A 13,905-nucleotide genomic window follows, 5' to 3' on the forward strand; every position below is an offset into this window, starting at 1 on the left:
CGCATGAATCTGGCCAATAAAATTACGTTAGCCCGAATCGTTTTGGTGCCGATTATTATGGCGTTCCTGCTTGTCAATTTCGAAATTGCGCCGCTCGCTTTCGGCGACTATTCCATTACATACAATCAGATTGTGGCGGCACTTATTTTTATAGTGGCGGCAAGCACCGATGGATTAGACGGATACATTGCGAGGAAAAATAAAATCGTGACGAATCTCGGCAAACTGCTCGATCCGCTCGCGGACAAACTTCTCGTAGCGGCCGTGCTGATCTCGCTTGTACAAATGGACAAGCTCGACGCTTGGATGGCCATTATTATTATAAGCCGTGAGTTTGCCGTTACCGGCTTGCGCCAAGTCGCTTTGCTCGAAGGCAGCGTAATGGCTGCGAGCAAATGGGGCAAATGGAAAACAGCGGTGCAGATCACAATGATTATTTCGCTGCTTCTTAACAACTTCCCGTTCAACTTCATTGATTTTCCGTTCGATGTTGTTTCAAGCTGGGTTGCTGTTGCAATTACCGTCTATTCGGGAATCGATTATTTTGTGAAAAATAAAAAGCTCATACCGGTTCAATAGCATTTGCATTTGATTGGTTTGCAAACGAAAAGCATCTTCCCTAAGGGGAGGGTGCTTTTCCATCTTTCTTTCAAAAGGGGATTGGAATATGAAAGCGGAAATCATCGCTGTGGGCACGGAGCTGCTGCTCGGACAAATCGTAAATACGAATGCCCAGTTTTTATCGCAAGAGCTCGCGGCGCTGGGCATAGATGTATACTTTCAAACGGTTGTAGGCGATAATTCGAATCGGATTAGAGCTGCGATCGAAACCGCGCGGCAACGGGCCGATTTGCTCGTATTTACAGGAGGTCTCGGACCGACGCAGGACGATTTAACGAAAGATGCGCTGGCAGCCTATCTGAACCGCGGCATGACCATTCACGGTCCATCTATGGAGCAAATCGAGGAGCTGTTCAGCTCGCGAGGCATTCATATGGTGGAAAGCAATAAACGGCAAGCGAACACTATAGACGGCGCTGTACCCCTATTTAATGAAGCGGGGCTGGCGGTAGGCAACGGCATTAGCGCAGAAGGGACGCATTATTTGCTGCTGCCGGGACCGCCTAAAGAAATGAAGCCGATGATGGAGGGGCCGGGACGGGAATGGCTTCGTTCGTCTGTGCTTGGCGAAGAGACGCCGCTATACTCACGGCTGCTTAAGTTCGCAGGCATAGGCGAGTCGAGCTTGGAGGCTAAGCTTCTTCATCTGATCGAAGGGCAGACAGATCCAACGATCGCTCCGTACGCGAAGGAGGGCGAAGTGGCCATTCGCGTGTCGACTAAAGCAACGTCTGAGGCGGACGCTGTGCGCAAAATCGACGAGACGGTGGAACGGATCAATGAAATTGTCGGCGAGCATTTATACTCTCATAAGGATATTCCGCTGGAAGAGGCGGTCGTAGCGCTGCTAAGGGAAACTAGACGCAAGCTGGCTAGCGCTGAGAGCGCCAGCGGCGGACTGCTCGCCGAGCTCATTACGAATGTGCCGGGGAGCAGCGGCGAGTTTGCGGGCGGCGTAGTGACGTACACGAACGAAATGAAGCATAAGCTGCTTGGCATCCCGATGTCGCAATTGGAAGGCGAGGGGGCGCCGGGCGCAGTCAGCGAATCGACGGCAGCGATGATGGCCGAAAGGGTTCGCGATTTGGCCGACAGCGATTTTGGCGTGTCGATTACCGGCGTGGCCGGTCCTGCCGAGTCGGAGGGAAAACCGGTAGGTCTTGTTTATTTTGCAATTGCCGAGAAGGGAAAGCCGACAAGCGTCCATACGACGCATCTGAGCGGCAGCCGTTCTATTATACGCGTCCGAGCGGTTAAAGCGGTGCTCTATCGACTGTGGCAAGCGTTGAATGACTAGAAAAAGATTGCGTTTGGCTCGAATATTGACTATAATTGTCATTACGACGGAAGAACCGTGGCGAAGAATACTTTGCTGCGGTTCTTTTTTTGCGTTTATTTAGGGAGGAAAGGAGGGGGGATAAAAAAACCGAATGTATGTTCGAAAAAATACTTGGCAAAGCGCAAGAAAAAAGGTATCATTACATTATAAATAATGAAGGATGTGGGATGGTTGTCAGATCGTAAAGCTGCATTAGAGATGGCACTACGTCAAATCGAGAAACAATTTGGCAAAGGCTCGATTATGAAATTGGGCGAATCGACACATATGCAAGTTGAGACCGTATCCAGCGGTTCGCTTGCTTTAGATATTGCGCTTGGCATTGGCGGTTTGCCAAGAGGCCGTATTATCGAAGTATACGGACCGGAATCTTCCGGTAAGACGACGGTTGCATTGCATGCGATTGCTGAAGTTCAACGCGTGGGCGGACAAGCTGCCTTCATCGACGCGGAGCATGCATTGGATCCGCTTTATGCGAGCAAGTTGGGCGTCAACATCGACGATCTGCTGCTGTCGCAGCCGGATACAGGCGAGCAAGCGCTTGAAATCGCCGAGGCGCTCGTACGCAGCGGTGCAGTAGATATTATCGTTATCGACTCTGTCGCGGCGCTCGTGCCGAAAGCGGAGATTGAAGGCGATATGGGCGATTCGCATGTCGGCTTGCAAGCACGGCTGATGTCGCAGGCGCTGCGGAAGCTGTCCGGGGCTATCAGCAAGTCGAAGACAATCGCAATCTTCATCAACCAGCTTCGCGAGAAGGTCGGCGTTATGTTCGGCAATCCGGAGACGACTCCGGGCGGACGCGCGCTGAAGTTCTACTCCAGCGTACGTCTTGATGTACGTCGCATCGAGACGATTAAGCAAGGCAACGATATGGTCGGCAACCGTACGCGCATCAAAGTCGTGAAGAATAAAGTGGCTCCTCCGTTCAAGCAAGCGGAGATCGATATTATGTATGGCGAAGGCATTTCGAAGGAAGGCAGCCTTGTCGACATCGGTACGGAGATGGACATCGTTCAGAAGAGCGGGGCTTGGTTCTCGTACAATGGCGAACGTCTTGGACAAGGCCGCGAGAATGCGAAGCAGTTTTTGAAGGAACACGCGGAAATCGCTTCCGTTATTGATAAGCAAATTCGCGAAGCAAGCAATTTGTCGGCAACGGCTCATCCGGTTGAATCGTTCTCTCAAGACGATGATGACGATTTCGATGAATCCGAACTCGATTAAGATAACTTCATACGCATGAGCAGACGCCGTTCCTTCCGGGGAACGGCGATGCTGTTATTAGGGTAAGCGAGGGATATTATGCTGGAGATAAAGGCGGTTAAGCAGGATCGCAAGGAACGCAGCCGCTTTCATATATATGGCGAAGACGAAGAAGCCGTATTAACGGTACATGAAGACTTGCTCATTAAATATAGGCTGCTCAAAGGTCGTACGTTAACGGACAGCGAATTGGAGCAAATTCGCGAGGAGGATAACCGTTATCGTACATATGCGCTGGCAGTTGCGTATTTGGGAGCCAGACCGCGGACACGCAAACAGCTGGAGCAATATTTACAGCGGAAAGCGTTCGAGGAGGAGCATATTTCTGCGGCGCTGGAACGTTTAGAAAACGAACATTTTGTGGATGATGATGAATATGCCCGCCAATTTGCGTTGCAGCGTATCAAATATGCGCATAAAGGCAGGCGTTGGATTAAGCAGGAGCTTCAGTTAAGAGGCGTGTCGAAACAAGCTGCGGCAAGCGCAGCCGAAGCTATCGACAAAGGCGCGGAATTGGAAGCGGCGATCATAGCGGCAGGCAAGAAGTGGAGATCGTTGAAGGGCGAAGAAAGAGACCGCAGAATGAAATTAATGGCCTTTCTAATGCGGAGAGGCTTTCCCGGCGATATTGTGAAGGAAGCGGTAAGATCGGTCTTAGAACGCGCTGCAGCTGAAGCAGCCGATGACGATGATGGGCTAATGCTTGACAATTGATTTTGTCAAAAGATAAAATGAAAATGTATTCCTTCTATTTCAAATCAATTTTCCTTCCAAAAGTTGATTTGAAACGATAATTTTCGTCAAATTGTTAGAAGATCAATCGGTTTGAAAGCCGGCTAAAAAACTTAATATCATCCCAAGCTTTGCCTTGGTGCATGCAACGAGGAGGTGAACAAAATGGACACAATCTGGGTTGTGTTGATCTGTCTCGTTGTTGGCGTTATTTTCTTTGGGATTGGTTATTTTATTCGAAAGTCGATTGCCGAAGCTAAAATTTCCAGCGCTGAGCAAGCTGCTGTACAAATCGTAGAAAATGCGAAGAAGGAAGCGGAAGCTCAAAAGAAGGAAACGGTGCTTGAAGCGAAAGACGAAGTCCACAAACTCCGTACGGAAGCTGAAAGAGACATTCGCGAGCGGCGTAATGAAACACAGCGTCAGGAAAGACGTTTGCTCCAGAAAGAGGAGTCGCTGGATAAAAAATTAGAAGCGCTAGAACGCAAAGAAGAGCTCGTTGCCAACAAAGAGAAACGGATCGATGAGACACAAGAACAAATTGATTCCATCTATAAGCAGCAATTGACCGAGCTTGAGCGTATTTCAAGCTTGACGATGGAAGATGCGAAATCGATCATTTTGTCTAATGTGGAGCAGGAAGTGCGTCAGGAAACAGCTCAAATGATTAAAGAGATTGAGCAGCAAGCGAAGGAAGAAGCAGACAAGAAAGCGCGCAACATTATTTCACTCGCTATCCAACGCTGTGCGGCTGATCATGTGGCGGAGACGACAGTATCGGTCGTATCGCTGCCGAACGAAGAAATGAAGGGCCGCATTATTGGACGTGAAGGCCGTAATATCCGCGCGTTGGAAACATTGACCGGTATCGATCTCATTATCGACGATACACCGGAAGCGGTCATTCTGTCTGGATTTGACCCGATTAGGCGGGAAATTGCCCGCACTTCTCTTGAGAAGCTTGTGGCTGACGGACGGATTCACCCTGCACGTATTGAAGAAATGGTTGAAAAATCCCGCAAGGAAGTGGACGAACGCATCCGCGAATACGGTGAACAAGCGACATTCGAGGTTGGCGTACACGGCTTGCATCCGGATTTAATTAAAATTTTGGGCCGTTTGAAGTATCGGACAAGTTATGGCCAGAACGTCTTGAAGCATTCGATGGAGGTCGCTTATTTGACCGGTCTGATGGCTGCCGAGCTCGGCGAAGATGTTACGCTCGCCAAACGTTCGGGTTTGCTGCATGATATCGGTAAAGCGCTCGACCACGAAGTCGAAGGCTCCCACGTTGAGATCGGCGTAGAGCTTGCCAAGAAGTACAAAGAGCATCCGGTCGTTATTAACAGTATCGCATCTCACCACGGCGATGTTGAAGCGACTTCGGTTATCGCAATGCTTGTCGGCGCAGCAGACGCGTTGTCGGCTGCAAGACCGGGAGCGCGGCGCGAAACGCTGGAGACGTACATCAAGCGTCTGGAGAAGCTTGAGGACATTTCGGAATCGTTCGACGGCGTTGAGAAATCGTACGCGATTCAAGCTGGCCGCGAAGTGCGCGTCATGGTAGCGCCAGAGAAAATCGACGATACGGAAGCGTTCCGTCTGGCACGCGATATTACGAAGAAGATCGAAAGCGAGCTTGATTATCCGGGACATATTAAAGTTACGGTTATTCGGGAAACACGCGCGGTTGAATATGCGAAATAGTCGCGATCGTTCAACAAACTCTAAATAGCAAGGTCGGAAAAGTGGCTGCTTGTCAGCCACTTTTCCCGTTTGAGAAATGGATTAGGGTTCAGGAAGAGAGTGGGGCAAGAGATGAATGTATTGTTTATCGGAGATATTGTCGGCAGCGTTGGGCGCGCGGCGCTAAAACGAGTGCTGCCGGCGTTAAAAAGCAAATACAACCCGCATATTATTATCGTGAACGGCGAGAATGCGGCTGCAGGCCGCGGCATTACGGCCGCCATTGCCAGAGAGTTTTTTGAGTGGGGCGTTCATGGCATCACGATGGGCAATCATACGTGGGACAATAAAGATATTTTTGAATGGATTGATGACGAACCGCGTATCGTGAGGCCGGCCAATTTCCCGCCCGGAGCGCCGGGACAAGGTTCGGCGATCATTAAAGCAAACGGCAAGCAGCTGGCTATTATAAATTTGCAGGGCAGAACGTTTCTCCCGCCCATCGATTGCCCGTTCCGCAAAGCGGATGAGCTGGTCGAGCAAGCAAGGGAGAAAACGAATAACATATTGGTTGACTTTCATGCGGAGGCGACATCGGAGAAAATTGCGATGGGCTGGCATCTGGACGGCAGAGCATCGGTTGTTCTAGGCACGCATACGCATGTCCAGACGAATGACGACCGCATTTTGCCTGAAGGTACAGGCTATTTGTCTGACGTTGGCATGACGGGGCCGAGAGACGGCGTTCTCGGCATGGAACGCAATGCGGTGCTTCATAAGTTTTTAACGCAGCTTCCGACCCGGTTTATCGTAGACGAAGGGCAGTGGCATTTGCACGGCCTGTCTATTCAGTTGGATGATGCTACAGGCAAGGCGATAAAACTTCAAAAAATTCGTCTGACTGAAGACGAATGGCTGCTCATGTAACCGATACGACATTGGACTCAGGAAGACCGATGCTCGTCATCGGTTTTTCTATTAACATATAAGAATGCAACCAAAAAAGTTAGACAATTCAGAAGAGTGCGTAAAGTCGCGCAATAAAAGCAGGAATTATTTAACCTCTCTCGAATACTATCTAAATAGTGGAATCCATCCATCATTCCCGAGGAGGTACTTTTTCATGGAAGTATTAAAAGTTTCAGCAAAGTCCAATCCAAATTCCGTTGCAGGTGCGCTGGCCGGAGTTTTGCGTGAACGCGGCGCCGCTGAATTGCAAGCCATCGGGGCAGGTGCATTAAACCAAGCGATCAAAGCGGTGGCGATTGCTCGCGGGTTCGTTGCTCCTAGCGGAGTGGATCTCATTTGCGTACCGGCCTTTACAGACATTGTCATCGACGGGGAAGACCGAACTGCGATAAAGCTCATCGTTGAACCCAGGTAGCGGAAGCTTGGATCGGCTGTTTACGGCAATCCGCACTGGGTAGTTGAACCTGTTTACGAAGTAGACAGGTTTTTTGCTTTGTCGTAACATTTACATATGAGGTGAATCTAATTATGAATAATCGAATTGTAGATTTTCATTGCGACGTACTGACTAAGCTTCTTCAAAATCCCGATCTTTCATTTCGCTACAATGAAGGAGAATTGCTGGACGCATCTTACGAGCGATTGAAGCAGGCTGGAACAGTGCTGCAGACATTCGCTATTTATATACCGCAATCATTGAACGGACCGATTGAACCGATTTTGGAAAGCATCTCCCTATTTTATGAGAAAGTGCTGACTTGTCCGGACATACAGCTGGTGAAGACAAAAAGCGATCTGGACAATTGTTTGAAGAGCGGTTCGATAGGGGCGATGCTCTCGCTGGAAGGCATAGACGGCATGCAAGGCAATATTCCGCTGCTCAGAGTCCTCTACGAGCTTGGCATACGCGCTGCAGGACTGACATGGAATCACGCCAATTGGGCGGCAGACGGCGTAATGGAGGAACGAGGCGGCGGATTGACCTCGAAGGGGAAAGCTTTTGTGCGCGAATGCGATCGGCTCGGCATCATTGTCGATGTGTCGCATTTGTCGGAGAGAGCGTTCTGGGACACGGCGGATACTGCATCCAAGACGATCATAGCGTCTCATTCGAACTGCAAACGGTTAATGGGCCATCCGCGCAACTTAACTGACGAACAGATCAAGGCGATTATCGCGCTTCAAGGCATGGTGGGCGTAACGTTCGTTCCTTATTTTGTCGCGGACGGAGAACGAGCCACGATTGATGATGTGCTTCGCCATGTCGAGCATATATGCGAGCTGGGCGGAAGCGATCATTTAATGTTTGGCTCCGATTTTGACGGCATTGATCGTTATGTCGATGGATTGACGCATCCTGGGGAAGTGGACTCGCTGCGCGAAGCGCTGTTGAAACGGTACTCCGCGGCGCATGCGGAAGCCTTTATGTCCGGCAACGCACTTCGGTTTTTATCGCGCGTATTGCCAGATTAATCGCTGCCGAACAATTATCTAACCTTGCTATAGAAGTCATCGAAAATCATTATACTTTAGTTAAGCGTTTACATCTTGCAATTTGTCAAGCTCCCATTTACACTTGGTGTGATTGTTTATTACAATATAATAATGCAGCCAAGCGTATCGACTGTTATATTATGAAAAAATCACTGTTGGATATTGCCATTATACATGATAGGGCTTACGCCATCAAAAAGAGGAGATGGACATTTTGATTAGTCAATTGTCTTGGAAGATCGGGGGACAACAAGGGGAAGGCGTCGAGAGTACGGACCGTATTTTCTCTACGGCGCTTAACCGGCTCGGGTACTATTTGTACGGATACCGGCATTTCTCTTCCCGAATTAAAGGCGGCCATACAAATAATAAAATTCGCATAAGCACAAAGCCGATTCGCGCAATATCGGATGATTTGGATATTTTGGTGGCATTCGATCAGGAAAGTATCGACCTGAATGCAAAAGAGCTTCGTTCCGGCGGTGTTGTCGTTGCCGACGCGAAGTTTAATCCGACGATTCCGGAAGGAATCGACGCTAGATTGTTCGCGGTTCCGATTACGGCTATCGCCGAAGAGCTCGGAACGTCGTTAATGAAAAACATGGTTGCTTCCGGCGCATCCTGGGCATTGCTCGGGTTGCCGCTTGAAGTGTTTAATAAAGCGGTAGAAGAAGAGTTTGGCCGCAAAGGCGCGGCTGTCGTTGAGAAAAATATTGAAGCGGTTAAACGCGGCGCCGAGTTCGTCCTGGAACAAGCAGGCGGTCCGCTCGACGAGTTTAAGCTGGAAGAGGCGGACGGCACGCAGAAGCTGTTCATGATCGGCAACGAAGCGATCGGCCTTGGCTGTATTGCTGCGGGGTGCCGCCTCATGTCGGCTTATCCGATCACGCCGGCTTCGGAAATTATGGAATACTTAATTAAGAAGCTGCCGAAATTTGGCGGAACAGTCGTACAGACGGAAGACGAAATCGCCGCCGTAACGATGGCAATCGGCGCCAACTATGCGGGCGTACGCACAATGACTGCATCGGCAGGCCCCGGCCTGTCACTGATGATGGAAGCGATCGGCCTTGCCGGCATGACCGAAACGCCTCTCGTGATCGTCAATACGCAGCGCGGCGGCCCTTCGACAGGCTTGCCGACGAAGCAAGAGCAGTCTGACTTGAACGCGATGGTCTATGGCACACACGGTGAAATTCCAAAAATCGTCATTGCGCCGGCTTCGATTGAAGATTGCTTCTACGACATGATTGAAGCGTTCAACTTGTCCGAGCAGTATCAAGTTCCGGTTATCGTCATGACAGATCTTCAACTGTCGCTGGGCAAGCAGTCTTGCGAAGTGCTCGATCTGAACAAAATTACGATTGACCGCGGCAAGCTGGTGACGGAAGCGCCTGAGCTGGCGCAGCATGAACTGTTCAAACGTTACGAGTTTACAGAAGACGGCGTTTCTCAGCGTGTTGTTCCCGGCGTGAAGCATGGCATTCACCATGTGACCGGCGTTGAGCATGATGAAACGGGACGTCCTTCCGAGAACGCTGTAAACCGTCAACGCATGATGGATAAGCGTCTGAACAAGCTTAACGGCTTGCAGGTGCGCGACGCGCTTCGCGTCGATGCGAAGCACGACAATCCGGATCTGCTTATTATTGGCATGGGTTCGACTGGCGGCACGATTGATCAAGCTCGTGAATGGCTTGAAGCGGACGGCGTTTCGACTAACCATGTAACGGTCCGTCAAATTCATCCGTTCCCGACCGAGCAATTGTTCCCTTACTTGCAAAGCGCTAAAAAGGTAGTCGTGCTGGAAAACAACGCGACGGCTCAGCTTGCAGGACAAATTAAAATGAACGTTGGCTTTGCAGACAAAATAAACAGCCAATTGAAATATGACGGCAATCCGTTCTTGCCTTCTGAAGTATACAAAGCGTGCAAGGAGCTGAACTAGGATGGCAACATTTAAAGAGTTTCGCAACAATGTAAAACCGAACTGGTGCCCAGGCTGCGGCGACTTCTCGATTCAAGCGGCAATCCAGCGCGCAGCTGCGAATGTCGGTCTTGAACCGGAAGACCTTGCGGTTATTTCCGGCATCGGCTGCTCTGGGCGTATTTCCGGCTATATTAACGCATACGGCTTGCACGGCATTCACGGCCGCGCACTGCCGATCGCTCAAGGCGTTAAGCTTGCGAACCGCGAGCTGACGGTTATCGCATCGGGCGGCGACGGCGACGGCTTTGCAATCGGCATGGGCCATACCGTTCATGCGATTCGCCGCAACTTGAACATTACGTATATTGTCATGGACAACCAAATTTACGGTTTGACGAAAGGCCAAACGTCGCCGCGAAGCGCGGAAGGCTTCAAGACAAAATCGACGCCGGAAGGCTCGATCGAGTCGACGCTTTCTCCGCTTGAAATTGCAATGTCCGCAGGCGCGACTTTCGTTGCGCAATCGTTCTCCAGCGATTTGAAGCAGCTGACCAGTCTGATCGAGCAGGGCATCAAGCACGAAGGGTTTTCGCTGATCAACGTATTCAGCCCGTGCGTGACGTTCAACAAAATTAACACGTACGACTGGTTTAAAGAAAATATCGTCAATCTGGAACAATTCGAAGATTACGATCCTTCAAACCGTTTCGCAGCGATGAATAAAATTATGGAGACGAACGGTTTGCTGACGGGTCTCATCTATCAGAATAAAGAGCGCAAGGCGTACGAGGATCTCGTAACCGGCTTCCGTCCGGATGCGCTCTCGAAGCAAGATTTGACACTTTCGCAAACTGACTTCGATAAGCTTGTAGCAGAATTCAAGTAAATGCTATGATAAGCATACGGCTTTTGCCGTATGCTTATTTTTTTCTATTAGCCAACCGGCATAGAGAGAGGATGAACGATACATGGAACAGAAATTCGTGCCGATTGGCGTTTCGGCCAGACATATTCATTTATCCGCCGAGCATGTCGCTCAGCTGTTTGGAGCGGGCTATGAGCTGACGGAATTTAAACCGCTGTCACAGCCAGGACAGTATGCGGCGAACGAAACGGTCGAGGTCATCGGCCCTAAAGGCGGCTTTGCGAAAGTGCGGATTCTCGGTCCGATTCGCAAAAGCACGCAGCTGGAAGTATCACGCACGGATGCGTTCGCAATTGGCATTAACCCGCCGCTTCGCGAATCCGGCGACATTGCCGGTTCTGCCGGCATCAAGCTGAAAGGGCCGGCTGGAGAAGTAACGATTGAAGAGGGCGTCATTGTAGCGGCACGACATATTCATTTTCATACAAACGACGCGGAGCGTTGGGGCATTGCCGACAAGCAGCTGCTTCGAGTTCGTGTCGGCGGAGAGCGCGGCGTCATATTTGAGAACGTAATTGCGAGAGTTTCGCCGGATTTTGCACTAGATATGCATATCGATACGGACGAAGCGAATGCGGCAGGCGTCGCAAACGGTTCGACCGGTGAAATTATCGACTAATCGAATTGGCCGCTCTTCTGGAAAGGGCGGTTTTTCTCTCTCGATGGAATAGGCAGCGCCAATGTGCTATAATATTAAATTGGTATATGTGAATTTAAAAAAGAAAAATTGCTATAGATATCATTCATGAATGCAGGGGATGTGAACACATTGACGAAGGAGACTCCAAACTCACCGGACTTAAAATCCGGCAAGGGCGAGAAGGACTACTCCAAATATTTTGATTTCTCCGATGCCAAAGTGTTAAGCGAAGAAGACGGCAAAATTACGTATCGGATTAAAGGTCGTAACATTCAAATTAATGCAACTCCCGATCATAAAGCCGAGAAAAAGCGCGGCAAGGAAGATATCGAGGTGCATTACGACTTCGGCATTCCTGAAGAATTGCAAAATCTCGGCAAGGGCAAGTTTTATTTAATTCAGACATACGGATGCCAGATGAACGAGCATGATACCGAAGTGATGAAGGGCATGTTCGAGAAGATGGGTTACGCGCCTACAGAGGATCGCCGCCAGGCTGACGTCGTGCTGCTGAATACTTGCGCAATCCGCGAGAATGCGGAAGATAAAGTATTTGGAGAGCTTGGCCATCTGAAGGTGCTCAAGCAGGAAAAGCCGGATTTGCTGCTCGGCGTTTGCGGCTGCATGTCGCAAGAGGAAGCGGTTGTCGGCCGTATTTTGCAAAAGCATGCGTTCGTCGATATGATATTCGGCACGCACAACATTCACCGGCTGCCGCAGCTGCTCCAAAACGCCTATTTCAGCAAGGAAATGGTCGTTGAGGTATGGTCCAAAGAGGGCGATATTATTGAGAACCTGCCGAAGAAGCGCGAAGGCATGCGAGCATGGGTGAACATCATGTACGGCTGTGATAAGTTTTGCACGTACTGCATCGTTCCTTACACGCGCGGCAAAGAAAGAAGCCGCAGGCCGGAGGATGTAATTGCCGAAGTGCGCGAACTGGCGCGCCAAGGCTTTAAGGAAATTACGCTGCTTGGACAGAACGTGAATGCTTACGGCAAAGACTTTGAAGATATCGAATACCGGTTCGGCGATTTGATGCAGGATATGTCCAAAATCGATATCCCGCGAGTTCGCTTTACGACGAGCCATCCGCGTGATTTTGACGATCATTTGATTGAAGTGCTGGCGACCGGCGGCAATTTGGTTGAGCACATCCATCTTCCTGTTCAATCGGGAAGCACGGAAATATTGAAACGGATGAGCCGCAAATATACGAGAGAATCGTATTTAGAGCTCGTTCGCAAAATTAAGGCGGCTATCCCGAACGCCATGCTGACATCCGACATTATCGTCGGTTTTCCCGGCGAGACGGATGAGCAATTCGAAGATACGCTGTCGCTTGTCCGCGAGGTCGGCTACGATTCGGCCTATACTTTCATTTATTCGCCGCGAGAAGGCACGCCGGCTGCCGAGATGGAGGACAATATTCCGCTTGAAGTGAAGAAGCAGCGGCTGCAGCGGTTGAATGCGCTTATGGCGGAAATGAGCCGGGAAAGCCATGAACGGATGAAAGGCGACGTTGTCGAAGTGTTGATTGAGGGCGAAAGCAAGAATAATCCGGATATTTTGGCTGGCCGTACACGCACGAACAAGCTCGTTCATCTCGAAGGTCCGAAGGAATGGATTGGACAATTTGTACAAGCTAGGGTAACGGACGCCAAAACATGGTATATTAAAGCGGAAGCTATTGAAGCTATCAACCTGGAAGCGGGCCAATCGGCTGTTTCTTGATATAATGAGGGAGAGATTATCCGATGACAGAGCAAGCAGTTAATCATTCGCATGACCACGATCATCACGATCACGAGCATGGAGCGGGATGCGGCGTTCCAAAATTCAATACACGCGATTTGCTTGTACGGGAAGATATTATGGCGAAAGCGCAAGAGCTTGCAAGCTTGATCTATACGTCTGAAGAGGTTCAACATTACCGCCGCGCAGAAAAGCAAATTCAAGGCAATGAACGCGTGCAAGGACTAATTGCGCAAATTAAGAAAAAGCAAAAAGAAGTTGTCGCTTTCGAAACGACGTTTAAAAACGAAACGATGGTTAAAAAAATCGAAGGCGAAATGGAGCAGCTTCAGGATGAGCTTGACGGTATCCCGATCGTATCGGAATTCCAGCAAAGCCAGACGGATATTAACTATTTGCTTCAGCTTGTCGTATCCATTATTCGCGATACAGTATCGGAGAAAATCAATGTCGAATCGGCATCGGTAGAAGCGCCAGACCAATGCGACTAGTTCAAAGCGCGCTTATCCTTAACGGATAGGCGCTTTTTTATACATATAATAGAAACG

Annotated in this window: 13 protein-coding genes; all 13 read left to right on the forward strand. The window is 49.8% G+C overall.

Going from position 1 to position 13,905, the window contains the following annotated elements; genetic code table 11:
* Positions 1 to 3 precede the first annotated feature (3 nt).
* A complete protein-coding gene (pgsA, locus tag GOM71_RS10850) occupies positions 4 to 579 on the forward strand; it encodes a CDP-diacylglycerol--glycerol-3-phosphate 3-phosphatidyltransferase (RefSeq protein WP_156280878.1) in 576 nt (191 codons plus the stop codon).
* 88 nt (positions 580 to 667) lie between these two features.
* Positions 668 to 1,918 carry a competence/damage-inducible protein A gene (locus GOM71_RS10855; RefSeq protein WP_156280880.1) on the forward strand — a complete coding sequence of 417 codons (1,251 nt, stop codon included), beginning with the start codon at positions 668 to 670 and terminating at the stop codon, positions 1,916 to 1,918.
* A 213-nt stretch (positions 1,919 to 2,131) separates the two neighbouring features.
* Positions 2,132 to 3,187 carry a recombinase RecA gene (recA, locus tag GOM71_RS10860; protein WP_156280882.1) on the forward strand — a complete coding sequence of 352 codons (1,056 nt, stop codon included), beginning with the start codon at positions 2,132 to 2,134 and terminating at the stop codon, positions 3,185 to 3,187.
* Between the two features lie 78 nt (positions 3,188 to 3,265).
* Positions 3,266 to 3,940 carry a regulatory protein RecX gene (locus tag GOM71_RS10865; RefSeq protein WP_156280884.1) on the forward strand — a complete coding sequence of 225 codons (675 nt, stop codon included), beginning with the start codon at positions 3,266 to 3,268 and terminating at the stop codon, positions 3,938 to 3,940.
* A gap of 183 nt (positions 3,941 to 4,123) precedes the next feature.
* A complete protein-coding gene (gene rny, locus GOM71_RS10870) occupies positions 4,124 to 5,665 on the forward strand; it encodes a ribonuclease Y (RefSeq protein ID WP_156280886.1) in 1,542 nt (513 codons plus the stop codon).
* Between the two features lie 111 nt (positions 5,666 to 5,776).
* Positions 5,777 to 6,571, forward strand: coding sequence for a TIGR00282 family metallophosphoesterase (locus GOM71_RS10875; RefSeq protein WP_156280888.1), 795 nt, complete (start codon positions 5,777 to 5,779; stop codon positions 6,569 to 6,571).
* Positions 6,572 to 6,767: 196 nt separating this feature from the next.
* Positions 6,768 to 7,028: a stage V sporulation protein S gene (locus GOM71_RS10880; protein WP_005550495.1), complete on the forward strand. Its 261-nt coding sequence runs from the start codon at positions 6,768 to 6,770 to the stop codon at positions 7,026 to 7,028.
* A 113-nt stretch (positions 7,029 to 7,141) separates the two neighbouring features.
* Positions 7,142 to 8,086, forward strand: coding sequence for a dipeptidase (locus GOM71_RS10885; RefSeq protein ID WP_156280889.1), 945 nt, complete (start codon positions 7,142 to 7,144; stop codon positions 8,084 to 8,086).
* A 235-nt stretch (positions 8,087 to 8,321) separates the two neighbouring features.
* Positions 8,322 to 10,055 (forward strand): 2-oxoacid:acceptor oxidoreductase subunit alpha, encoded by a 1,734-nt coding sequence (locus GOM71_RS10890; RefSeq protein WP_156280892.1) that lies wholly within the window; start codon positions 8,322 to 8,324, stop codon positions 10,053 to 10,055.
* Position 10,056: 1 nt separating this feature from the next.
* Positions 10,057 to 10,923, forward strand: a complete 867-nt coding sequence (locus GOM71_RS10895) for a 2-oxoacid:ferredoxin oxidoreductase subunit beta (RefSeq protein ID WP_156280894.1) — start codon at positions 10,057 to 10,059, stop codon at positions 10,921 to 10,923.
* A gap of 82 nt (positions 10,924 to 11,005) precedes the next feature.
* A complete protein-coding gene (locus tag GOM71_RS10900; RefSeq protein WP_156280896.1) occupies positions 11,006 to 11,581 on the forward strand; it encodes a phosphate propanoyltransferase in 576 nt (191 codons plus the stop codon).
* A 150-nt stretch (positions 11,582 to 11,731) separates the two neighbouring features.
* The gene (gene miaB / locus GOM71_RS10905) at positions 11,732 to 13,336 is read left to right on the forward strand and encodes a tRNA (N6-isopentenyl adenosine(37)-C2)-methylthiotransferase MiaB (protein WP_173275489.1); all 1,605 of its coding nucleotides are present in this window, start codon (positions 11,732 to 11,734) and stop codon (positions 13,334 to 13,336) included.
* Positions 13,337 to 13,359: 23 nt separating this feature from the next.
* Entirely contained in the window at positions 13,360 to 13,848 is a 489-nt protein-coding gene (locus GOM71_RS10910; protein WP_156280900.1) for a YlbF/YmcA family competence regulator, read from the forward strand.
* Positions 13,849 to 13,905 lie beyond the last annotated feature (57 nt).

The organism is Paenibacillus sp. NEAU-GSW1 (assembly GCF_009737085.1).
GTDB lineage: Bacteria > Bacillota > Bacilli > Paenibacillales > Paenibacillaceae > Pristimantibacillus.

Bases quoted from the DNA above. Each gene is read 5' to 3' on its own strand.
- pgsA (WP_156280878.1), top strand. From the start codon at position 4: ATGAATCTGGCCAATAAAATTACGTTAGCCCGAATCGTTTTGGTGCCG.
- GOM71_RS10855 (WP_156280880.1), top strand. From the start codon at position 668: ATGAAAGCGGAAATCATCGCTGTGGGCACGGAGCTGCTGCTCGGACAA.
- GOM71_RS10865 (WP_156280884.1), top strand. From the start codon at position 3,266: ATGCTGGAGATAAAGGCGGTTAAGCAGGATCGCAAGGAACGCAGCCGC.
- rny (WP_156280886.1), top strand. From the start codon at position 4,124: ATGGACACAATCTGGGTTGTGTTGATCTGTCTCGTTGTTGGCGTTATT.
- GOM71_RS10875 (WP_156280888.1), top strand. From the start codon at position 5,777: ATGAATGTATTGTTTATCGGAGATATTGTCGGCAGCGTTGGGCGCGCG.
- GOM71_RS10880 (WP_005550495.1), top strand. From the start codon at position 6,768: ATGGAAGTATTAAAAGTTTCAGCAAAGTCCAATCCAAATTCCGTTGCA.
- GOM71_RS10885 (WP_156280889.1), top strand. From the start codon at position 7,142: ATGAATAATCGAATTGTAGATTTTCATTGCGACGTACTGACTAAGCTT.
- GOM71_RS10895 (WP_156280894.1), top strand. From the start codon at position 10,057: ATGGCAACATTTAAAGAGTTTCGCAACAATGTAAAACCGAACTGGTGC.
- GOM71_RS10900 (WP_156280896.1), top strand. From the start codon at position 11,006: ATGGAACAGAAATTCGTGCCGATTGGCGTTTCGGCCAGACATATTCAT.
- GOM71_RS10910 (WP_156280900.1), top strand. From the start codon at position 13,360: ATGACAGAGCAAGCAGTTAATCATTCGCATGACCACGATCATCACGAT.